This is a genomic window from Plantactinospora sp. A48 (assembly GCF_055793945.1).
This window is the reverse complement of record NZ_JBTIXF010000005.1, coordinates 19640-39914: the sequence shown is the minus strand read 5'-3', so window position 1 is coordinate 39914 and position 20275 is coordinate 19640. Positions and strand designations below refer to the sequence as shown.

18 protein-coding genes and 1 tRNA gene are annotated in these 20275 nt (G+C 72.1%); 7 read left to right on the top strand and 12 right to left on the bottom strand.

Annotation, left to right across the window (positions count from 1 at the left end; all coding sequences use genetic code 11):
* Positions 1-79: 79 nt before the first annotated feature.
* Positions 80-337, top strand: a complete 258-nt coding sequence (locus ACXN5W_RS04500) for a DUF3040 domain-containing protein (protein WP_473156854.1) — start codon at positions 80-82, stop codon at positions 335-337.
* A gap of 44 nt (positions 338-381) precedes the next feature.
* Here the strand turns inward: ACXN5W_RS04500 and ACXN5W_RS04495 are convergent, their stop codons facing one another.
* The 3 genes from ACXN5W_RS04495 to ACXN5W_RS04485 form a co-directional block, all read right to left on the bottom strand.
* Positions 382-1311, bottom strand: coding sequence for an SWIM zinc finger family protein (locus tag ACXN5W_RS04495; RefSeq protein WP_473156853.1), 930 nt, complete (start codon positions 1309-1311; stop codon positions 382-384).
* Positions 1311-4562 (bottom strand): DEAD/DEAH box helicase, encoded by a 3252-nt coding sequence (locus ACXN5W_RS04490; RefSeq protein ID WP_473156852.1) that lies wholly within the window; start codon positions 4560-4562, stop codon positions 1311-1313. Before ACXN5W_RS04490 ends, ACXN5W_RS04495 begins: the two co-directional genes overlap by 1 nt.
* A gap of 155 nt (positions 4563-4717) precedes the next feature.
* Positions 4718-6361, bottom strand: a complete 1644-nt coding sequence (locus ACXN5W_RS04485) for a right-handed parallel beta-helix repeat-containing protein (RefSeq protein ID WP_473156851.1) — start codon at positions 6359-6361, stop codon at positions 4718-4720.
* A 101-nt stretch (positions 6362-6462) separates the two neighbouring features.
* Between ACXN5W_RS04485 and ACXN5W_RS04480 the strand changes: the two genes are divergently transcribed.
* Complete coding sequence (locus tag ACXN5W_RS04480) at positions 6463-6666, top strand: hypothetical protein (RefSeq protein WP_473156850.1); 204 nt, start codon at positions 6463-6465, stop codon at positions 6664-6666.
* 78 nt (positions 6667-6744) lie between these two features.
* Here ACXN5W_RS04480 and ACXN5W_RS04475 read toward each other — a convergent pair whose 3' ends face one another.
* Positions 6745-7872, bottom strand: a complete 1128-nt coding sequence (locus tag ACXN5W_RS04475; protein ID WP_473156957.1) for a polysaccharide pyruvyl transferase family protein — start codon at positions 7870-7872, stop codon at positions 6745-6747.
* 144 nt (positions 7873-8016) lie between these two features.
* The gene (locus ACXN5W_RS04470; RefSeq protein ID WP_473156849.1) at positions 8017-8316 is read right to left on the bottom strand and encodes a hypothetical protein; all 300 of its coding nucleotides are present in this window, start codon (positions 8314-8316) and stop codon (positions 8017-8019) included.
* Between the two features lie 138 nt (positions 8317-8454).
* Here ACXN5W_RS04470 and ACXN5W_RS04465 point away from each other — a divergent pair, with 138 nt between their 5' ends.
* Together ACXN5W_RS04465 and ACXN5W_RS04460 are read left to right on the top strand one after the other, a co-directional pair.
* Positions 8455-9087, top strand: a complete 633-nt coding sequence (locus ACXN5W_RS04465; RefSeq protein WP_473156848.1) for an acyl-CoA-like ligand-binding transcription factor — start codon at positions 8455-8457, stop codon at positions 9085-9087.
* Between the two features lie 261 nt (positions 9088-9348).
* A complete protein-coding gene (locus ACXN5W_RS04460) occupies positions 9349-10944 on the top strand; it encodes an FAD-dependent monooxygenase (RefSeq protein WP_473156847.1) in 1596 nt (531 codons plus the stop codon).
* Between the two features lie 21 nt (positions 10945-10965).
* On the opposite strand, the gene ACXN5W_RS04455 is transcribed toward ACXN5W_RS04460, so the two are convergent.
* A complete protein-coding gene (locus ACXN5W_RS04455) occupies positions 10966-12843 on the bottom strand; it encodes a hypothetical protein (protein ID WP_473156846.1) in 1878 nt (625 codons plus the stop codon).
* A 431-nt stretch (positions 12844-13274) separates the two neighbouring features.
* On the opposite strand from ACXN5W_RS04455, the gene ACXN5W_RS04450 reads away from it, so the two are divergent.
* Positions 13275-13490, top strand: a complete 216-nt coding sequence (locus ACXN5W_RS04450; protein ID WP_473156845.1) for a hypothetical protein — start codon at positions 13275-13277, stop codon at positions 13488-13490.
* Between the two features lie 52 nt (positions 13491-13542).
* Here the strand turns inward: ACXN5W_RS04450 and ACXN5W_RS04445 are convergent, their stop codons facing one another.
* Entirely contained in the window at positions 13543-14799 is a 1257-nt protein-coding gene (locus ACXN5W_RS04445; protein ID WP_473156844.1) for an MFS transporter, read from the bottom strand.
* A 97-nt stretch (positions 14800-14896) separates the two neighbouring features.
* A complete protein-coding gene (locus tag ACXN5W_RS04440) occupies positions 14897-15376 on the bottom strand; it encodes a VOC family protein (RefSeq protein ID WP_473156843.1) in 480 nt (159 codons plus the stop codon).
* A gap of 427 nt (positions 15377-15803) precedes the next feature.
* Here ACXN5W_RS04440 and ACXN5W_RS04435 point away from each other — a divergent pair, with 427 nt between their 5' ends.
* On the top strand, positions 15804-16691 hold the full coding sequence (locus ACXN5W_RS04435; RefSeq protein ID WP_473156842.1) for a transglutaminase-like domain-containing protein: 888 nt from the start codon (positions 15804-15806) through the stop codon (positions 16689-16691).
* Between the two features lie 42 nt (positions 16692-16733).
* Here ACXN5W_RS04435 and ACXN5W_RS04430 read toward each other — a convergent pair whose 3' ends face one another.
* Positions 16734-17903, bottom strand: coding sequence for an AEC family transporter (locus tag ACXN5W_RS04430; protein WP_473156841.1), 1170 nt, complete (start codon positions 17901-17903; stop codon positions 16734-16736).
* A gap of 473 nt (positions 17904-18376) precedes the next feature.
* On the opposite strand from ACXN5W_RS04430, the gene ACXN5W_RS04425 reads away from it, so the two are divergent.
* A complete protein-coding gene (locus ACXN5W_RS04425) occupies positions 18377-18850 on the top strand; it encodes a hypothetical protein (protein WP_473156840.1) in 474 nt (157 codons plus the stop codon).
* Between the two features lie 178 nt (positions 18851-19028).
* Here ACXN5W_RS04425 and ACXN5W_RS04420 read toward each other — a convergent pair.
* The 3 genes from ACXN5W_RS04420 to ACXN5W_RS04410 all read right to left on the bottom strand — a co-directional run bounded on the left by ACXN5W_RS04420 (position 19029) and on the right by ACXN5W_RS04410 (position 20274).
* A tRNA-Val gene (locus tag ACXN5W_RS04420) sits at positions 19029-19103 on the bottom strand.
* 102 nt (positions 19104-19205) lie between these two features.
* On the bottom strand, positions 19206-19673 hold the full coding sequence (locus ACXN5W_RS04415; RefSeq protein ID WP_473156839.1) for a peroxiredoxin: 468 nt from the start codon (positions 19671-19673) through the stop codon (positions 19206-19208).
* A gap of 163 nt (positions 19674-19836) precedes the next feature.
* Positions 19837-20274, bottom strand: a complete 438-nt coding sequence (locus ACXN5W_RS04410) for a DUF3052 domain-containing protein (RefSeq protein ID WP_473156838.1) — start codon at positions 20272-20274, stop codon at positions 19837-19839.
* Position 20275: the final 1 nt, after the last annotated feature.

Sequence of the window (20275 nt, the reverse complement as noted above, 5' to 3'; positions counted from 1 at the left end):
CGTCCTGGAGCGTGATGCGCCAATGGTCGGGTATCCCCGCTCCGTTGTGGTTCCACGCCGGCAGGGGGAGGCCAGCGTCATGCTCAGCAAAGAGGACCAGCTTCGCTTCGAGCAGATCACCCGCGAACTCCGGACCTCGGATCCGAAGTTCTTCGCTCGGCTGCAGGACCGGCACTGGATCCGCCGGAAGCGGATCCTGCTCGTCCTCACCATCGCGCTCTGGACGGCCGTACCGGTGCTCGCCGTGCTCGGCGGCGGGATCGTCGGTGCCGTCTACGCGCTGATCCTGTTGGGAAACGGCGCGCTGGTTTGGCAGTTGCGGCGCCGCTACCACTAGCTGGGCGGACGGGCTGTCGGTGGTTTCGACGCGGGCGAGGTAGGTCAGTCGGTGTCCTCTGGCGGTACGGCGAACCTCTGGTAGGCCGGGCGCAACCGCTCCACCAGGCCCGGACCGCCCAGGGCCCGATCCGGCGCGTCGAGCTGACGCAGCAGCAGGTCCACGTCCGTCCGCAGCGACCGGGGCCGGTCGGGCAGCGGCACGGCCGGGAACCAGAACCGGTCCACCGCCTCGGCCAGGGGTTCCGTGACGAGTTCGGCCAGGACGCCGGCCGTACCGGGGCCACGACCGGCGCCGGACGCGGCCCGGTCCGGCCCGCCGGGCGGATCCGCCGGGACCATCGACCGGGCGTCCCGGGCGGGCGGCTCCGGAATGCTGCCGCCGGCCGTGACCCGGGCGGCCCGCAACCGGGCCAACAGTTCCGCCCGATCCCGCCCGCGCCAGCGCAGCAGCAGGAACGGGTCGGCGTCGAACGCCTCCGCCAACAGGTAGAAGGTGGCCGCCAGGTGCTTGCAGGGCACGGCCCCGTCCGGGCAACCACACCGCATGGCCAGCTCGTCCAGATCGGCCGGGAACAGCGCCGCACCCTCGGCCTCGAACACCTCGGCCAGCTCCGCCGGCAGGTCACCGGCGAGCAACCGGGCGCTGTAGAACGCCTGCGCGGCCAGCACACCCTCCAGCCGCGCCCACACCGCCGCGCCGAACTCCGGCAGACCGATCCGCACCGGGTACGGCCGGGGTCGCGAGCCCTGCACCTGTGCCGTCACCACGCCGGGCGCCACGTCGAGGGTGAGCACCTGGCCGGACCGCGCGTACGAGCGTCCCCTGGTCAGCCGGGTGCCCAGCGCGAACGACTCCAGCACCTCCACGAACCGCCGGGACCACCAGGAGGCGCCGATCGCGCCCCGGGTCGAGCGGGCCCGCAGTCCACCGTCAACCCGGCGGCGTGGCTTGAAATCCGCGAAGTCCGGCATCACTCCACCACCGCGGACGGTTCCAGCGCGAACAGCCCGCGCAACTGGGCGGTGGACAGTCCGGTGATCCACTGCTCGCCGGTGCCGACGATCCGGGCGGCCAGACCGCGCTTCTCCGTGATCATCGCGGCCACCTTCTCCTCCACGGTTCCGGCGCAGACGAACTTGCGGACCTGCACGGCCCGCCGCTGGCCGATCCGGAACGCCCGGTCGGTCGCCTGGTCCTCGACGGCCGGATTCCACCAGCGGTCGACGTGCACGACGTGGTTCGCCCCGGTCAGGGTCAGTCCCGTACCGCCGGCCTTGAGCGACAGCACGAACAGCGGCGGGCCGCCCGCGTCCGCCTGGAACCGCGCCACCATGGCGTCGCGCTCCACCTTGCCCACCCCGCCGTGCAGGAACAACACCTCCCGGCCGGTACGCGCCGACAGGTGCGCCCGCAGCATGCCGCCGAACTCGGCGTACTGGGTGAACAGCAGGGCCCGCTCCCCCACCGCCAGCACCTCCTCGACGATCTCCTCCAGCCGGGCGAGTTTGCCGGACCGGCCGGTGAGCCCGGAGCCGTCCCGCAGCAACTGCGCCGGATGGTTGCAGACCTGCTTGAGTTTGGTCATCGTGGCCAGCACCAGGCCACGCCGCTCGATGCCCTCGCTGCGCTCGATCCGCGCCAGCATGTCGTCGACCACCGCCTGGTAGAGCGACGCCTGCTCGGCGGTGAGGTTGCACAGCACCTCCATCTCGAGCTTCGCGGGCAGGTCGGCGATGATCGAGGAGTCGGTCTTGAGCCGGCGCAGCACGAACGGGCCGGTGATCCGGCGCAGCCGTTCGGCCGCGGCCTCGTCGCCGTGCCGCTCGACCGGTTCGGCGTAGCTCTTCCGGAACTCGGCCGCCGCGCCGAGCAGGCCCGGGTTCGCGAAGTCCATGATGGACCAGAGGTCGGCCAGGCGGTTCTCCACCGGCGTACCCGTGACGGCGATCCGGTGCCGGGCCGGCAGCGCGCGGACCGCGGCGGCCTGCCGGGTCGCCGCGTTCTTGATCGCCTGCGCCTCGTCGACGACGATCCGGTGCCAGTCGATCCTGGCCAGCTCCGCGGCGTCCCGAGCCGCGATCGAGTACGTCGTCAGCACCAGATCCGCCGCGTGGACCGCCTCGACGAACTCGGCCCCCCGGGCCCGTTCGGCGCCATGGTGGACGTGTACCCGCAGGTCCGGGGTGAACCGCGCGGCCTCCCGTTCCCAGTTGCCGACCAGCGACATCGGGCAGACCAGCAGCGTCGGCCCGACATCTGTTGCCCGATCAGCTAACAAGTAGAGCAATTGGATGGTTTTTCCCAGTCCCATATCGTCTGCGAGAACTGCTCCCATTCCCACGGACTCCAGGAAGGACAGCCAGGCGACACCGCGCTGCTGGTACGGCCGCAGGGTGCCGTGGAATCCCGGCGCCGGCTCGACCGGGGTCAGGTGCCGTTCGATCCGGCCGGACAGCAGGTCGCCCAGCGCGCCCTCGGCGCTGACCTCGACGATCGGCAGCGTGTCCGGGTCGTTCCGGTCGGCCAGCGCCAGCCGCAGCAGGTCGGTCACGCTCATCCGGCCGTGCGAACGCAGCAACTTCAGCCCGGCGGCGAGTCGGCGGGAGTCCAGCTCGACCCACTGGCCGCGCAGCCGTACCAGGGGGGTCTTCAGCGCGGCCAGCGAGTGCAACTCGGCCTCGGACAGCGACTGGTCGCCCAGCGCCACGTCCCAGCGGTACTCCAGCAGCGAGTCCTGGTCGATCCCGGCCCGCCCGGTGACGGTGCCCGGCGCGGTGGGGGTGCCGGCGCGCAGCCGGGCCCCGAGCCGGGATCCCGGGCGGCGCCACCAGGACGGCAGCAGCACGCCGAAGCCGGCGGCGTGCAGCGCCGGGGCGCCCTCGGCGAGGAACCGGTGCGCGCCCTCGGTGGTCAGCTCCAACGCGGTCGGCGCGGCGGTCCGCAGCGCGTCGGTGAGTTCCGGCCAGAGCCGGCTGGCCCGGCCCAACTCGGCGAGCAGGGTTTCCTGGGGCGCCCCGATCGCCCGGCCGGTCGGGCCGAGCGGTCCGTCGGCAGCCCACACCTGCTCGGCGTCAAGCAGCCCCGACCCGTCCGTCGACTGGAGGGCGAACTCCACCCGCCACCCGGCCGCCGCTCCCTCGTCCCCCTCCGGGTTGATCAAGGCGTTCAGGCCGTCGGACGCGCCTTCGGGCCACCCAGCCACCTCGACCAACTCGGGTGGCGGGGGTTCGACCAGGCGGAAGCTGGCCCGGACCGGGCCGCCGGCGGCGTCCCGCTGCCAGCCGGCCAGGTCACGGGCGAGTTCGGCCAGTGCGGCGGCGTCGGCCCGGACCGTACGCTGCCGCCCGGTGAGCCCGGTCAGCCAGCGCCGGACCACCTCCGCCGACCCGGTCCGCCGGCCGGCCGGAACCAGCCGCAGGCCGTCCAGGGCGATCCGGGCGGCCGCGTCGGTGAGCGCGTCCAGGGCATCGGCGACGAGGTCCGCGACCGGGAGATCCGGGTCGGCGGCCCGGACTGCCGGCGGCAGGGCCAGGGCGAGGGACCGGGCCCAGGCCGCGTCGCCACCGGTGAGCAGCGGCCGCCAGACAGCCCGGGCGGACGATTCGGCCGCCCGGGCCCGCCCGCCCGAGACCGCCGATTCGGCGGGCCCGGCCCGACCGGCCGGCGCGGTGGGTCCGCCCACCGGCGAGAGGTCGACGCCGGGCAGGGTACGTCCGCGTTCGACGAGGTCGACGGCGAAGGCGGCGAGCTGGCCGAGCTGACGCAGCGAGGCTCCGGGCACCGTCGACGGTTGCCCACCCACGTCGCTCCCGAGGTCCCCGCCGGACCCCGCCACCGAACCCGGCCCGCCGGTCTGGCCGGCGGCGGCGAGCCCGAGCAGGGTGGGCAGGGCGAGGTCCGCGTCGTACTCCAGGCTGGGCACCCGCCAACCCGCGAGGCTGAGACCGCCACGGGCCGCTGGCGCCGGCTCGACGCGAACCAGTTCCGGCGACTCGACCGGTACGCCCGCGCGGGTCGGCAGGGTCAGCAACGTACTGCCGGTGGTCGCCTTGGCGGCCAGCTCACCGAGCGCGGCTGCCAGCGCCGGGTGTCCGGCGGCGTACGGGTGCGGCCGTTCCCGTGGCGGCCGGCCAGCCCGCCGGGTCACGGCGGTCGGGGCACCGTCCTCGGCCCACAGGACAAGCCGGCCACCGGGCCGCCACACGCCGTGGATGACCTGCAAGGAAGGGCCCCTTCTTATCGCTTTTCGTAGAGCAAGGGTCCCTTTTTAACACTTGGCTGGCCGCTCAGGTCCCAGCCGTCCCGCTGAGTAGGCCCGATCTTATGGCGACCTACACGGCAACCGTCGGTCCTCGCCGATCAGCAACCCTCACCGGGTCAGCTCGTGTCGTCGGCGCCGTGGTTGCGGGCCCACCGGCCGTTCTCGGGCGGGGTGTCCAGGCGCAGCGCGGCGTCCCGGTTGCCGGCCAGGTCGTTGTCCTCGACGGCCGCGTCCCGGCAGCAACCGTGCTCGGTCACCCACAGCCCGTCGGTCTGGGTCTTCGGGTCCAGCCCGTCCCAGATCCGGTTGTTCCGCATGGTCAGCCCGGTGCTGTGGGCCGCGATGGTCACCCCGGCCCGGCGGGGCGGCGCGCCCGACAGGCGGTACGGGGAGCCGTCCGCCGGTGGCTCGCCGTGCCAGGCGGTCGGCATGCCGGCCCGCACCGGGGTGAGGGTCAGCTCGGTACGGTCGTTCGTCATCACCGTGGCGGTCTGGTCGCCCACCACGATCTCCTTGCCGAAGTGGCAACCGGGTGGCCAGTCGGCGGAGCTGTCGGTCACCGTACGCGGTCCGTAGCGCACCGTCGGCCCCGATCCGGTCGCCGCCGGGCCGGCCAACCGCCCGTTGCTGCGGATACGGTTTCCCATCACGGTCAGGTCGGCCGTGTCGGTGTCGATCCGTACGCCGCCCAGGCCGTTGCCCCAGACGCCGTTGCCGTCGAAGACGATCTCCCGGGCCGGCTCCCGGGCCGGTTTCCGTAGTTCGGACGAACCGTGGACGCGGATGCCGTACCGGCCGTTGCCGCTGATCCGGTTGCCTCGGATCAGGTACGGGCCCCGGCACCCGCCGAGGCTCACGCCCTCCCGTACGTTGCCGTCGATCACGCAGTCGGTGACCAGGCCGCCGCTGCCGGCCACCCCGGCGGTGCCGTTGGTGGAAACGTCGTACCCGGCGATCTGGTTGCCGAGCATGGTGCAGGCCGAGACGATCAGGCCGTCGGCGCCCCAGTCGGAGATGCCGAACCGGTTGCCCTCGGCGTGGCAGGCGACGATCCGGATGCCGCGCGGTGGCCGCCAGTAGTCCTTCTGCAGCTCGACGAAGATCCCGTTGGTTCCGTTGCCCAGGGTGCTGCACGCGGTGACCGTGAGCCGTTCGCTCGGCCCCCACCCGCCGATGCCGATCCCGATGCCCGCGCCGCCCATCTGCTGCCCGTTGTCCAGCCGGCCGCAGCGTTCGGCCACCACCGCGTCGATCACGGTGTCCTGTAGGAAGTCGCAGCCGAGCCCGGTGGCACCGGTGTCGTGGATCCACAGGTCCCGGAACCGGCCCCGTCGCACGTACTGGAGGCCCAGGCCCTTCGCCAGGTAGTCGTAGTTGTCCAGCTGCACGCCCGAGCCGTCGATCTCGAAGCCGGCGAACGTGCAGTCGACGATGTGGTTGTCCGGACCGGCGCCGTGCTGGAGCGTGGTGAAGTAGGCCAGCGGCACCGGTTGGGTGCGGTCGCCCGGGTTCGACAGGATGAACCGGGTCACCCCGATGCCGGCGCCCACCAGCGAGACTCCGCTGTGCCAGACCGTGCCCGCGTCCCGGATCGCGTAGCTGCCGGGCGGGCAGTTGATGACCCGGGGGATCCCGTCGGCCGCGTACCGGGCGCCGAGCCGGTCCACGAGTTCGGCCAGCGCCGGCTGGTCGTTGGTCGTACCGTCACCGACCAGGCCGTTGCGCCGGGCGTCGTAGGACTCACCCTCCGCTGACAGCACGCCGGCGGATTCCCGCTGCCGCCCGTGGGAAACCCGAGGGGCTACGCCCCGACCGGCCCGTTCCCGCCGCGCCGGCGGGTCCGGACCGGCACGATGGGGGCATGGCTACGACCACCCGGGTACGACTGGCCGACGGTCCGGCGGACGGTGAGACGATCACGGTCGAGCTGGACATGACCGGCCGACCGCCGCTGACCCACCACTGGCTGAACGGGCACGGCCTGGCCGAGGCGGACATCTACGAACTCGAGTCCACCGGCGCGGACGACCGGTGGCTCTACCGCTGGCGCGGCCCGGCCACCTGAGCGGCACCGACCCGAGCGCCCACCAGGCAACGGGTGAGTCGAACCGGCCGGGCGACCCGCGCCCCCGCAGCGCCCCAGTCAGAGAGCGTTGAGGATCGGGGTGATCAGTTCGCCGGTCAGGGTGGCTCGTTGGCGCAGTTCGGCGACCCGGCGGGCGGTCTCCCCGGCGCGCTGGTCGCGTTCGTCCCACAGCCGGTCCACCTCGGCCAGCAACGGCCCCTCCACCTCGCGTTCCACCCCGCGCAGGGTGGGTGCGCCGATGCGCTGGGCGAAGTCGAAGACCTTTCCCGCGTACGGCAGGGGCAGCAGCGGTACGCCGGCCATCGCCGCGAACATCACGAAGTGCAGCCGCATCCCGACCGCGAGGTCGAAGTGGCGCATCAGGCCCAGCAGTTGCCGGGGTCGGTAGCTGCCGTGCAGGATCCGGCCGTGCGCGGCGGCGACCATGTGGGACAGCACCCCGTGCGAGTGCCGGATGTCGTCGTGTTCCATCGGCACGAAGACCACGTCGGCGTCGAGCCGGGTCACCAGGAAGTCGCCGACCTGGGCGAGCAGCCGGTGGTAGCCGTCCACGTCGAGGGTGGCCGCCGCCCGGCCCGGTTCCCGCACGCTCATCCCGACCAGCCGCCGGTCCGGACGTACCCCTTCGGCGTGCAGCAGGTGGGCCGGGAAGACCTCCGGTTCGAGCAGCATGGCGGGGTCGGCCGTGACGGTGACCGGCCGCAGGACGCCGACCTCCTCGACGAGCAGCCGGGATTCGGCGTCCCGGACGGTGACCTCGCGGGCGGCCGTCAGGGCTTCCTGGACCATCGCGCAGTCCACCGGCTCGGTGAGCGGTCCGGCGCCCACCGCGTATGTGCAGACCGGTAGTTTGCGTTCCTGCGCGGCCAGGACGAGCCGCAGGTAGCGGCGGGCCTCGCTGTCGTAGAGGATGCCGCCGCCGCCGAGCAGCAGCAGGTCGAGCCGGGCGAGCGTGGTCGCCGAGTCGGCCCGGTTGATCCCCTCCCATGGTTCGGCGGCGACGTCGGGGTGCGTCGCCAGGGTGTGCGCGGGATTGCGGGAGAAGACCACGATCCGGGCGTCCGGCCGGCGGCCCCGAACGTCGGCGAGCAGGCCGGTCAGGATGGCCTCGTCCCCGGAGTTCCGGCCGCCGTACGAGCCGAGGATCCCGATGGTTGGTCCGTCGGGTTCGGGTGCGGGCGCCATGCGCGCCGCGTTCCCCGAACCGGCCCGGTCATGTCGAGCCGCGGTCAGCGGTGCGAGGTCGGACATCCCACGCTGGCCGGACAGTCCGGGCGGAGGGACGGTCCGCGGGGGCCGGGACAGTCCACGCGGAACCGGCGGGACCGCTCATTCGGGCGGTAACAGGACCCTCGCGGTACGGCGTTCGCCGTCGAGCACCCGCATGGCGCGGGCGAGGGTCTGCGGAAACACCTCCGTCTCGCCGCGTTCCCGCATGGTCTCGGCGGCCACCAGCAGCGCCCGAGCCTCCGCGAGCAGCCCCTGGGCGGCCAGCACGCAGCGCATGACGTCGAAGTGTCCGGCGTCGGCCGCCGGGTTGGCCCGACCGACGAAGTCGACCACCCGCAGGTAGTGCTCCACCAGATCCTGTTCGGCCCTGGTCAGGGCGGGCAACCGGGGATCGTTCATCATCGAATTGTGCATCACCCGGGCACGCTCCGTGTCGCCGAGGATCGAAGAATTTCGAGTTCGATGAACCTGGGCCGAAGCAAATATGCGTGGCACGCAACATTGCATCATCCGCAAACTTGCTGTTAGCCTGGTGCCATGACCGGTCCAGTCCAACCCGTCCCGGGTCTGCGCGAACGCAAGAAGCAGGCCACCCGGGCCGCGCTGAGCTGGGCGGCGATCCGGCTCGCCGTCGAGCGTGGGCTGGACAACGTCCGGGTCGAGGACATCGCCGAGGCAGCCGGTGTCTCCCCCCGGACGTTCAACAACTACTTCGCCAGCAAGACGGAGGCGATCACCGCCCGGCACGTCGACCGGCTGCGGGCGATCGCCACCGACCTCGCCGGCCGGCCGGCCGGCGAGCCGATCTGGGCGGCGGTCACCGCCGCGGTGCTCAGCCAGATCGGCGGCGGCAGCCAGGGACCGGATCCACAGTGGTTGGCCGGTGTCCGGCTGATGACCAGCGAGCTGGCCCTGCAGGGCGAGCTGGTCAAGGCGCACGCCATGGCCGAGGACGCGCTGGTCACGGTGATCGCGCACCGCACCGGCACCGACCGGGCCCGGGACCTCTATCCCCGGCTGCTGGCCGGCACCGTCGGCGCCGCCATCCAGGCCGCGACCGCGCAGTGGTTGAACGCCGACCCACCGGTACCGCTCGCCCCGCTGGTCCGCGACGCGCTCGACCAACTCGCGGCCGGACTACCCCCACCGCCCCGCACCAACCCGGACTGACCCCCGGACTGACCCGGACTGACCCGCCGGCCAGGATCCAACACCCACCCACAACCGGGCTGACCCCACCACCGGGCTGACCCACCACCCGGCCCGCCGCCGCGGTGCCACCGCAGCCTCGGGCCAACACCTGGCACCACCGCGTCCACCACCTCGGGTACGCCGTACCCCACCTCGGTACGCCCATCCACCACCTCGCCGTGTCCGGACGATCCCTCGGGTCGATCCGCCCGGCCACCCTGCCCAAGACCTGGGGGAAACATGCTCACCACCGACGTCCTCGTCATCGGCGCCGGCCCGAACGGGCTGCTGCTGGCCACCGAACTCGCGCTGGCCGGCGTACGACCACTCGTGCTGGAGCGGTCCGCGGACCTCAGCCAGGAACCCCGCGCCAACGGCCTGGTCGGCACCGTCGTGCGGGCCCTGGACCATCGCGACGTGTACGAGCGCTTCGCCGGCCGTCCCGGGCCACCCGAACCGGTGCCGTACTTCCCGTTCGCCGGGCTCCCGATGGACCTGTCCCGGCTGCCCGAAACGGCGGTGTACACGCTGCCGATCCCCCAGTTGGAGATGGTGCGCCGGCTCGGCCAACGCGCCGAGGAGTTGGCCGTGCCGGTCCGGCGGGGACACGAGCTGACCGGCCTGACCCAGGACGCCGACGGGGTGACCGCGCAGGTGCATGGCCCGGACGGCCCCTACCGGGTACGGGCCGCGTATCTGGTGGGCGCCGACGGCGGCACCAGCCGGGTCCGCAAGACCTGCGGGATCGGCTTCCCGGGCGTCACCGACCGGGGGTTCGTCGGGCGCAACGGCGCGGTGCGGATCCTGCCGCCGGTCGCGGTGCCCGAGACCGGCGAGCTGGAGGTGCCCGGACTGGGCCGGCTCCGGACGGCCAGTTTCACCCGCACCCCCACCGGGGTGCTCGCGTTCGGCATGTTCACCCCCGGGGTCTATCGGATCGCCACCTTCGAGTGGGGACAACCCGAGGTCGAGCCCAGCGACTCGATCGAACTGGCCGAACTCCAGGCGGCGGTGTCCCGGGTGCTCGGCATCGACGTACCGCTGGAATCCGCGCCGGGCGGCGACCCGGCCTCGGTCGGCCGGCGGAACGTCGCGATCAACTCCCGCCTGGCCGACCGGTACCGCGAGGGTCGGGTGTTCCTGCTCGGCGACGCCGCGCACGTACACTCCGGCATCGGCGGTCCGGGCCTCAACCTGGGCATGCAGGACGCCTTCAACCTGGCCTGGAAGCTGGCCGGCGCGGTCGCCGGCTGGGCGCCCGCCGACCTGCTCGACAGCTACCAGCGGGAGCGGTACCCGGTGGCCGAACGGGTCATCATGCACAGCCGGGCCCAGTTGCAGCTGCTCTCCCCCGGCCCGGGGGTGACCGCGTTGCGCGAGCTGTTCGGCGAGCTGCTGCGCCAGCCGGAAACCCTCCGGCACGTCGCCGAGCTGCTGTCCGGCGCGGAAACCCGGTACGACATGGGCGCCGCCGACCCGCATCCGCTGACCGGAGGCTGGGCACCGGACCTGGCGCTCACCGTCGATGGCCGACCGACCCGGGTCGCCGAGCTGATGCGACCCGGTCGGGCGGTCCTGCTGGACCTCTCCGGCCCGCCGGCCGGCGCGGCAGCCAGCCCGATGTCCGACTCGGTGATCGACTCGACGGTCGGTGCCGGCTGGCGGGACCGGGTCTCCGTCGTCACCGCGACGCCAGGCACCGGCCCGGACCGTGCCGGGCCGCCTGCGACCGCACTGCTGATCCGCCCCGACGGGTACGTCGCCTGGGCCGGCGACCCGGCGAGCGACGTCGACGGGCTGCGCGCCGCGCTCGGCACCTGGTTCGGGACACCGTAGCCCGATCAGCCGACCATCGGCTCAGTGCGCGGCGTGCAGGATCGGCAGCACCCGGCCGTCGGGGGCGAACCGGAAGCCCAACGCCCACGCGCTGAACCTGCGGGTGGCCTCGTCCGGGTGCCGCCGGAGCAACTCCAGCAGTCGCTCGGACAGGTCCGGCTCCCCACCGGGCAGCCGGGGCTGAGCGGTGAACGTCAGCAGGTAGACCATGGCCCGGGGGATCGGGTAGAGCCGCGGGTCGTTGATCCGTTCGTCGTCGGCCAGTTCGACCAGCATCTCCTGGAGGTCGTTGCGGACGATCCGCGCGTCCTCCTCGGCGCCGGTCGCACCGAAGCAGTCGCCGATCGCGAACAGTGCCGTGTGCAGCTCGTTCACCTGGGCCAGGTTGGGCTGGTCGACGTCCTTGATCCGCCGGTACGCCTGCTGGCAGGCCGAGGCGAGGGTACGCCGGGAGTTGGGGCTGCGGTGCTGGATGAACCCCAGCGCGAACAGCGCGCGGATCCGCACCCAGCCTTCGGTCCGGTTGTCCCGGATCACCGTGCTGAGCGCCTGGGCGACCGGTTCGACCCAGCCGCCCGCGCTCAGTGCGTCGATCGCCTTCCGCCGCTCGACCCCGGCGTTCTGCAGCAGGACGTGCAGGAACAGCCGTTTGGTGCCGGGACGGATCCACGACGGAATGTTCTCGTGGTCGAGCTGGTCGGCCGCGGCGTGGACGGCCGTGAGCCAGGGTTCGTCGACGGCGGGCCAGTCGTTGCAGACCGCGACCCCCCGGTCCATCACGTCCCGCAGGGTGGCACCGATCCAGCGCAGCCCGGAGGCCACGTCAGTCCGTTCGCCCTCGGCCTCGGCCAGGTAGTCGAGCACCCCGGCCATGGTGGCCCGGAAGTCCGGATCGTCGCCACGACCGCTGGACAGCGCCCGCTGCCACATCCCCAGGGCCGCGGTCCCGCGCTCCCGTAGCGTGGCGTTGTCGTCCCGGACCCGGTTCTCCAGGAGCCGGGTCACCGACACCGAGGTGTCCCGCAGCCAGTCCGTCGGCACGGACACGGCCAGTTCCAGGTCCAGGGAGCGGCCGGGATAGACACTGTCCTCCCGGAGCCCTGCCGACTCGCGCAGCAGCCGGACCAGGCCGGGCTTCAACCGCTGCGCCAGGCCGCCGTCGCCGCGTCCCAGGTCGACCTGGCTGAGCAGCACCATCCTGGTCAGCGCCCGCCAGACCCGGAAGCCGAGCGGCGTACGCCGCAGCGCGTCCTCCATCTGGTCGAACACCGTCTCGAAGGCGTACTTGGCGAGGCTGGCCAGCAGGATCTGGGCCTCCATGTTGCGCGGCGTGGGTGGCGCGCCGGCGATCAGGATCAGCCGCTCGGCCACCCCGGCGACCAGCGCCTCGTCGTACTTGTTCCGGACCCGCCGGCTGCCCCGGCCCGCCTTGCCGGCGATCAGGAAGTCACGCAGGATGGCCGATGCCTGGATCATCACGTGCAGCTCGTCCTCGGACGCGGTCCGCAGCAGATCCCGGGTCCAGCTGGGCGGGACCGAGGCGGTGAGGCTGCGCCGGTCGTGCATCCCACGTATCCGGACGCCGAACTGGGCCAGCTCGGCGGTGTGGTCCAGCTCCGGGGCGAGTGCCACGATCGCCTCGTCGAGGTTGCGCAGCATCTCGTTGTTCAGCACGGTCCGGCCGGCGAGCGCGTGGCTGAGGTTCGCCGCGCCGATACCGGTGGTCTCCTCGACGCGCTTCTGCGAGATGTCCAGCTCGCCCAGCCGGGCGAGCTGGGCCGCGGCGGCATAGCGGATGAGGTCCTCTTCGGACCCGATGTCCTCGACGGTATGACTGATCCGGCGGGCACCATCCTCTGTATCGATGGCCGCCTTCGTTGTACGCCGGCGCGGAGTCACTGTGAAAATCTAACAGTCCCCTGGATGAGACCGAGTCACGTTGACAACATCCACGATCCGTGCAGGGACCCGACCACGCTCAGCCCACCAGCATGGTCGATCGGATGACCCGTTGATACCAACCGAGGTTACGTTGTGCAATCACCGTCAACCTCTGTGAACGGCCGCACTTCCGTTGTGGACCGACGAGTGTTCTGCCGCTCGGCTACCGCAATCCGCCGGTGACCTGCAGTGCGACTTTCGAGCGCCGAGCCGGGAGCCTTGTAGCAGTATCGCGGCCGGTGTTGAGTTGCGATCGGGCCGCCGACTCCACACGCGACCCTGCCACCCTCGGAAACCACCCTCGGTGACCAACAGACGTCGGACCGCCGCTCCACCGGCCGGCCCCGACACCCTCAGCGGCGACAGACATGGAATCGGAGGTCCCAGCCATGTCGACACCGACCAACGGTGAGCGCGGAAACAACACCACGCCCGCCGACACCGTCGGCTACCTCACCGGCGCGGCGCACGGCTACGCCGGGCGGGCCGGCCTCGACCCTCGGCTTGGCGACGACCGGTCGTACGTGCTGGGGTTCGTCGACGGTCACCTCGCCCGGCAACGGATGCGCCGCCGGGCCGGCCACGACAACCGCAACCCCAGCTAGGAGGTAAGGAAGGGCACCTTGTTATCGCTTTTCGTATAGCAGGGGGCCCTTCTTAACGCCCCGATCCCCCGGCGGCGGGTTCCGGGTAGCGGGCCGTCCGGAGCGGGGACAGCCCCGCGACGACCGCCGCGCACAACATTCCCAGCACGCCGATCCAGATCGCCGGTCGATAGCCCAACCGCTGCGCCAGCAGCCCGCCGACCGGGGCGCCCACGGTGAACATACCCCAGTTCAACGAGCGGATGGTGGCGTTCATCCGGCCCTGGAGGTGATCCGGGGTGACGGCCTGCCGGTAGCCCATCTCGTTCGGCCCGCCGATCCCGAGCGCGAGCCAGACCAGGAACTGCGCCGCGCCGACCATGACCCACCCGGCGAAACCGGTGGCGGCCAGGGCCGCCAGGGTCCAGCCCAGCGGCTCCACGAACTTCTCCACCAGGATGGCCCGGCCCACGCCGTACCGTCCGACGGGTCCGGACAGCGAGTTGCCGACCAGCGCGCCCACCCCACCGAGTGCCAGCACCAGGCCGAGCCCGAACGCCGCCCGGTCGGCCGGCAGCCCGGGGTCGAGGCCGCGCATCACGAACAGGGTGAGGACCGTGGAGGCCATGCTGGCGAACAGGAACCGCGCGTGCAGGGTGAGCGCGTACGGCGCCAGCACCGGGTGCCGGTACACCCAGGCCAGCCCGGCCCGCAGTTCCCGACCCAGGTGCCGCTCGGCGCGTTCCGGCGCCGGCTCCGACCCGCGGATCGTCATCAGCAGCAGCCCGGACACCAGGTAGGACGCCGCGTCCACCAGCATGGCCAGCGGGGCGCCGAGCGCCGCCACCAGCGAGCCGCCCAGGAACGGTCCGGTGGTCTGGGCCAGCGACCCGCTCTGCTCCATCCGGGCGTTCGCCGCGGTCAGCGCCGCCGGGGGCACCAGCCTCGGCAGGTACGACTGGTGCGCCGCGTCGTACAGCAGGGAGAGCGCGCCGAACACCACCACGAAGCCGACCAGCCCGGCGAACGGCAGCAGCCCGGCGATGACCAGCAGCGCCACCAGGGTCAGCAGCGCCGCGCGTACCAGGTCGGTGGCCACCAGGATCGGACGCCGCCGGTACCGGTCCGCGACCACCCCGGCGAGCAGCCCGAACAGCAGGTACGGAGTCCAGCGCGCCCCGTTGAGCACGCCGACCTCGACGTCCGACGCCCGCAGCGTCACGATCGCCACGACCGGCAGCGCGACGGTGGTGACCGAGGTGCCGAACATGGAAACGGTGTCGGCCGCCCAGAACCTCGGATATCCGGGGTACTGAAACGGTTTCGCCATGATCGCCCACCTTACAGCGCAAGGAAGGGCCCCTTGTTATCGCTTTTTGTATAGGAAGGGGCCCTTCCTAACGCCCCGGCGCGGCGCGGCACCAGAGTCAGGGCTTGCCGTCGTACGCGTCCTGCAGCGCCTGGATGTCGAGCTTGCTCATCCCGAACATCGCCCGCAGCACCCGACCCGAGCGTTCGGGATCCGGGTCGCTGAGCAGTTCGGGCAGCACTGTGGGAACGATCTGCCAGGAGAGGCCGAACCGGTCCTTCAACCAGCCGCACGGGCCGGGCTCACCACCGTTCTCGGTGAGCCGCTCCCACAACTCGTCCACCTCGTCCTGTGTCTCGCAGGGCACCTGGAAGGAGGTCGCCTCGCTGAACGTGTACTGCGGGCCGCCGTTCAGCGCGGCGAACCGCAGCCCGTCCAGCTCGAACTCCACCACCATGACGGTCCCCGGCTCGCCCGGCCCGTGCTCGCCGTACCGCTGGACGTGTAGGACGCGGGAGTTCTTGAAAATGCTCACGTACTGGTTCGCGGCCTCCTCGGCCTGGCCGTCGAACCACAGGTACGGGGTGATCCGCTGCATGGTCGTCTCCTCTTGTCGTCGTCCGCCGTCCGTCCGGCGGCGCTCTCACCAACGCGTCGCCCAGGGCACCCGACGGGAGGACACCCGAGCCGAAATTTGTCATCCTTCTTCGTGGTACGGATCGACTGGGCGATCCGAGCCGGCTCCCGACGCCTTACCACCATGGGACCGGAACGGTCCCCGACACCATCCCGACACGGGTCCGGCACAGGTCGGGCATGGGTCCGGCACGGGTCCGGCATGGTGTCGACGTCGTTCCCCTCGGCACGGGTCCGGCGGGGTCGCGCAGGGTGTCGACGCCGCGCCGCGGCACGGGTCGGGCGGGGTCGCGGCACGGTGCCGACGCCGCACCCGCGATGTTGGTCCCGGCGCGGTGCCGACGTCGACAGCGACAGCGACAGCGACAGCGACAGCGACAGGAGCGGACATGACGAGCGTGGATCCGTCGATCCTCCGGCACTACGCGCGGCCCGGACCGATGACCTCCGCCGGCGGGTACGGGCGGCTGCTCGATCCGTTGCCGCAGGATGTCGGAGGGATCGCCGCCGTGGAGCACGGTCTGCTGATCCACGAGCACATCGCGCCGGCGTACGACGTGACCCTGTCCGACGCCGACCGGGCGCCGGTACATGTTCGCCCGGCCGACCGGTTGCTCGCCCGGATCGTCGAACTCGACGACCGGCCGCTGACCGTACCCCGTTCCCCGGAGCGCCGGATGGCCGCCAACTGCCGGCACTTCTCGGTGCTGCTGGTGACCGCCCTGCGCCACCGGGGCGTACCGGCGCGGGCCCGGTGCGGCTTCGGCGACTACTTCGTGGACGGCCGGTACGAGGACCACTGGGTGGGCGAGTACTGGCACGCTGGGCAGGGCCGGTGGATCCTGGTCGACGCGCAGCTCGACGAGCGGCAGCGGGAACTGTTCTCGATCGACTTCGACGTCACCGACGTACCCCGGGATCGGTTCCTGGTGGCCGGCGTGGCCTGGGCGCTGTGCCGGGCCGGCCGGGCCGACCCGGACGCCTTCGGGTTGAGCGGTCTCAACGAGAGCGGTGCCTGGTGGATTGCCGGCAACCTGATGCGGGACGCCGCCGCGCTGCTGGGCGTCGAGTTGCTGCCCTGGGACTGCTGGGGTGCGATGCCTGGACCGAACGATCCGGTCGATGACGAATTGGCCGCGCTCTTCGACGAGCTGGCCCGGCTCACCGTCGAGCCGGACGACAATCTTGACGAGCTGCGACGCCTGTACGCCGATGACCGGCTGCGCGTCCCAGCCACCGTCCGCAATGCCCTGCGCGGTCGCGACGAGCCGATCTGAACCGGTACGGGGTTCGCCTGCACCGGTGCTGGAACCCGCCGGCTATCGCAGCAGCGCGGTGATGACAGCGAGCGTGGCCAGCGAGCAGGCGGTCGTGACGATCACGGCCCGGCTGGCCAGGATCTCGGCGCGGCCGTACCCGCTGGCGAAGATGAACGAGTTCTGCGCGGTGGGCAGGCCGGCGCAGACCACCACGGCCAGCAGTTCGGTGTCGGGTAGCCGCAGCAACAGGCCGGCAAGCCACGCCACCAGCGGCTGAACGACCAGCTTCGCCGCGGCGACCGCGCCGAGTTGCGCCAACCGCTCGGGCGGGTCGGCCCGCTCCGCAGCCCGCCCGAGTTGCCCCAACCCCTCAGACGGGTCGGCCCGCTCGGCAGCCCGGCCGAGCTGCCCCACCAGGTCCGCCCGGACGGTCTGCTCGGCCCGGACGGTCTGCTCGGCCCGGACGGTCTGCTCGGCCCGGACGGTCTGCTCGGCCCGGGCGGTCTGCTCGGCTTCGGCGGTCGTGCCGGGTTCTCCCGCCGGATCGGCCCGTGCGGCCTTCGAACCAGGTCGCCTCGGCCGTTCGGCCGCTGACCCCCGGCGATGCAGCGAGGCGCCGAGCGCGACCAGCGCCGCCGGCACGGCCGCGGCGGCGAGCAACGACAGGCTGTCCGCGAGTACGCCCGGAGCACGGAACCCGGTCGCCGACGCCACGATGCCGAGGAACGAACCGAGAATGACGGGATTCCGCAGCGGCATGGTGAGCAGCCGGCCGAACCGGATCCGCCGCTCGGGATCGGCGGCCCGGTCCAGGGCCAGCAGGATGACCGGTGTCACCAGCAGCGACTGGACGAGCACCACCTCGACCAGGAACGACACGTCGCCGAGCACCCGGGTGGCGATCGGGATGCCCAGGTTCGCCGAGTTCACGTACCCGGCGGCCATCCCCCAGATGACATCCTCGCCCGGCGGCCGGCGCAGCAGCCGGCGTGCCGCGATCCAGCCCAGGCCGATCACGGTGACGGTGCTGACGGCGAACGCCAGCAGCGACCGCCCGACGAAGCCGGCCAGCGGCAGCCGGGACAGGGTCAGGTAGAGGGCGGCCGGCATCGCCAGATGGAACACGAACCGGCCGAGCACCGCCGACGCCGAGCCGTCGAGCAGACCGGCGCGGCGGATCGCGTACCCGAGGATGGTCAGGATCCAGATCGGGCCGAACGCGGAGATCACGCCGGGTTCGGTCCCCTCGACCGCCCCGGCCCGCCGATTAGACCCGACCGACCGGCTCGACCAGCTCTCTCCACCCGACCGGGTCCACCAGACCGATAAGTCTCACCGATCCCACCGGGCCCACCGGATCGGTTGGCCTGACCAGGCCCACAGGTTCGACCGAGCCCACTCAATCCGGCTGACAAGATCACGTTGGCGGACCCTACCAGCGATAATCCGATTCGCCGTCGGCCCCGGGCAGGCCGCCGAAGCCCTGGTCACGACGACGCCGCCACCACCAGAGTCACGCCCGACAAACCCCCACCACCCAGCAAGGTCAACACAACTTCGGCGAACTCGGGGGGTCCAATGCCTCAGGACACCCCGACTTCGCCGAAGTTGTGTTGACCTCTTCTCGGCCTCTGGGACGAACAGCGGCGCAGAACGGCATCGGGGGATCCGACCGAGTGGTTCGACCGGCCTAGGGTCGGGGCATGATCGAGCACCGAAGTGGAGAGCGGGCCGGAGCGAACCCACCGAAGCCGGCAGCTCCCGCTGACCGGAGTCACTGGGCCGCGCAGTGGGCGCCGCTCATCCTGGCGTTGCCCGGGGCCGCCTGGTCGTTCTATGTGGCCCTGATCGCCTCCGCGGGATTCTTCGGCGAGCCGGCCTCCCCCGCCGACCGGGCAACCAGCGCCGCGGCACTCCTGTCCGGGACCTCGCTCTGGCTGGTGGCGGGCCTGCTCGCGGCCATCGCCCTACGTCGCGTCGCGGCACCGGTGCTGTGCGGTTTCGCCGCCCTCGCCTACGCCGTGCTGCCTCCGCCGGGAACATCGCCACGGGCTCCGTTGAGCAGTGCCGACAGTGCGGGCTGGCTGGCGGCCTGGACTCCGCCGACGAGCTGGGCCATCGCGCTCTGGGGCGCCGCCCTGCTGGTCAGGTGGACATATCGTCGCGTGCGGGCCTGACCGCGGCACGGCACCGCACGGCACCGCACGGGACGGGACGGTGACGGGACGGGACGGGGCTCCGCCTGAAAACTTCAGCCGGCGTCGACAGACGGGACGGGCCGGGACGACGGTGCGGCAACGATCGGTGTCCGCCACCCCGACGGTCGACACCAGCGATCCAACCATCGGTGGTACGTGGTGGGCGCGGCAGGTTTCGAACCTGCGACCCCTCGCTTGTAAGGCGAGTGCTCTCCCACTGAGCTACGCGCCCGGGCGCCCGTACGGGCAGGACCGGCGGCGGCCAGCTTACCGTGCCACGCCGCCGGCCGCCCGTACGGCCCGGTTATTGTCGATCTTGCGGAGGCGGACCGGTTCAGGCCGCGACGGCCTCGGCCAGGGCCTTGCGCCAGCCCTGCTGGTCCCGTGGCTCGCCGGGCATGTTCATCTCGGCGAACCGGACCACGCCGGCCTTGTCGATCACGAAGGTGCCCCGGTTGGCGATGCCCGCCACCTCGTTGAACACCCCGTACGCCTGGGCGACCGCTCCGTGCGGCCAGAAGTCGGCCAGCAGCGGGAACTGGTAACCCTCCCGCTCCGCCCAGATCTTGTGGCTGTAGACCGAGTCGACGCTGACGGTCAACACCTGGACGTCGTCGTTCACGTACTCGTTGAGGTTGTCTCGCACCTCGCACAGCTCACCCTGGCAGATGCCGGTGAACGCGAGCGGGTAGAAGACCAGCAGCACGGTGCGCTGTCCCCGGAAGTCCGAGAGCCGGACCTCCTGGTTGTTCTGGTCCTTCAGGACGAAGTCCGGCGCCTCGGCACCAACCTCGATGGGCATGCGTACTCCTTTGAACCTCGCAGGTTGATGCCCAGCCTGCCACGCCCGGCCGAGCGGCCGAGCGGGCCCCCGCCGTCGGAGGCGGCCGAGTGGACCCGCCGTCGGAGGTGGCCGAGTGGACCCGCCGTCGGAGGCGGCCGCGTGGACCCGCCGTCGGAGGCGGCTACTTCTTGCCCTTGCTGCCGCGTCGGAGCACGAGGCGGGCGCCGCTCCAGTCCCGGCCGGCGTTGATCGTGGACGTCTGCTGGAGGCCGGCGGTGGGCGCCGATTCGCTGACCTCGCTCGGCTCGACATGACCGTCCCGACCCGCCTTCGGGGTCAGCAGCCACACCACACCGTTGTCGGCCAGCGGGCCGAGGGCGTCGACGAGCAGTTCGAAGAGGTCACCGTCGCCGTCCCGGTACCACACCAGCACCGCGTCGACCACCTCGTCGGTGTCCTCGTCGACCAACTCCCCGCAACGATCGGTCAGGGCGTCCCGGAGATCCTGGTCGACGTCTTCGTCGTACCCCATCTCCATGACGACCATTCCCGGCTCGATGCCGAACCGGTCCGCCAGGCTCCGCACCCCGTCGGCGGCCTGACCCGCGGTCGCGCTCACT

What these genes read in the sequence shown, in the direction of transcription:
- ACXN5W_RS04500 (WP_473156854.1), top strand. Translation starts at nt 80, where the DNA reads ATGCTCAGCAAAGAGGACCAGCTTCGCTTCGAGCAGATCACCCGCGAA.
- ACXN5W_RS04495 (WP_473156853.1), bottom strand. Translation starts at nt 1,311, where the DNA reads ATGCCGGACTTCGCGGATTTCAAGCCACGCCGCCGGGTTGACGGTGGA.
- ACXN5W_RS04480 (WP_473156850.1), top strand. Translation starts at nt 6,463, where the DNA reads ATGGCTACGACCACCCGGGTACGACTGGCCGACGGTCCGGCGGACGGT.
- ACXN5W_RS04475 (WP_473156957.1), bottom strand. Translation starts at nt 7,872, where the DNA reads ATGGCGCCCGCACCCGAACCCGACGGACCAACCATCGGGATCCTCGGC.
- ACXN5W_RS04470 (WP_473156849.1), bottom strand. Translation starts at nt 8,316, where the DNA reads ATGAACGATCCCCGGTTGCCCGCCCTGACCAGGGCCGAACAGGATCTG.
- ACXN5W_RS04465 (WP_473156848.1), top strand. Translation starts at nt 8,455, where the DNA reads ATGACCGGTCCAGTCCAACCCGTCCCGGGTCTGCGCGAACGCAAGAAG.
- ACXN5W_RS04460 (WP_473156847.1), top strand. Translation starts at nt 9,349, where the DNA reads ATGCTCACCACCGACGTCCTCGTCATCGGCGCCGGCCCGAACGGGCTG.
- ACXN5W_RS04450 (WP_473156845.1), top strand. Translation starts at nt 13,275, where the DNA reads ATGTCGACACCGACCAACGGTGAGCGCGGAAACAACACCACGCCCGCC.
- ACXN5W_RS04445 (WP_473156844.1), bottom strand. Translation starts at nt 14,799, where the DNA reads ATGGCGAAACCGTTTCAGTACCCCGGATATCCGAGGTTCTGGGCGGCC.
- ACXN5W_RS04440 (WP_473156843.1), bottom strand. Translation starts at nt 15,376, where the DNA reads ATGCAGCGGATCACCCCGTACCTGTGGTTCGACGGCCAGGCCGAGGAG.
- ACXN5W_RS04435 (WP_473156842.1), top strand. Translation starts at nt 15,804, where the DNA reads ATGACGAGCGTGGATCCGTCGATCCTCCGGCACTACGCGCGGCCCGGA.
- ACXN5W_RS04425 (WP_473156840.1), top strand. Translation starts at nt 18,377, where the DNA reads ATGATCGAGCACCGAAGTGGAGAGCGGGCCGGAGCGAACCCACCGAAG.
- ACXN5W_RS04415 (WP_473156839.1), bottom strand. Translation starts at nt 19,673, where the DNA reads ATGCCCATCGAGGTTGGTGCCGAGGCGCCGGACTTCGTCCTGAAGGAC.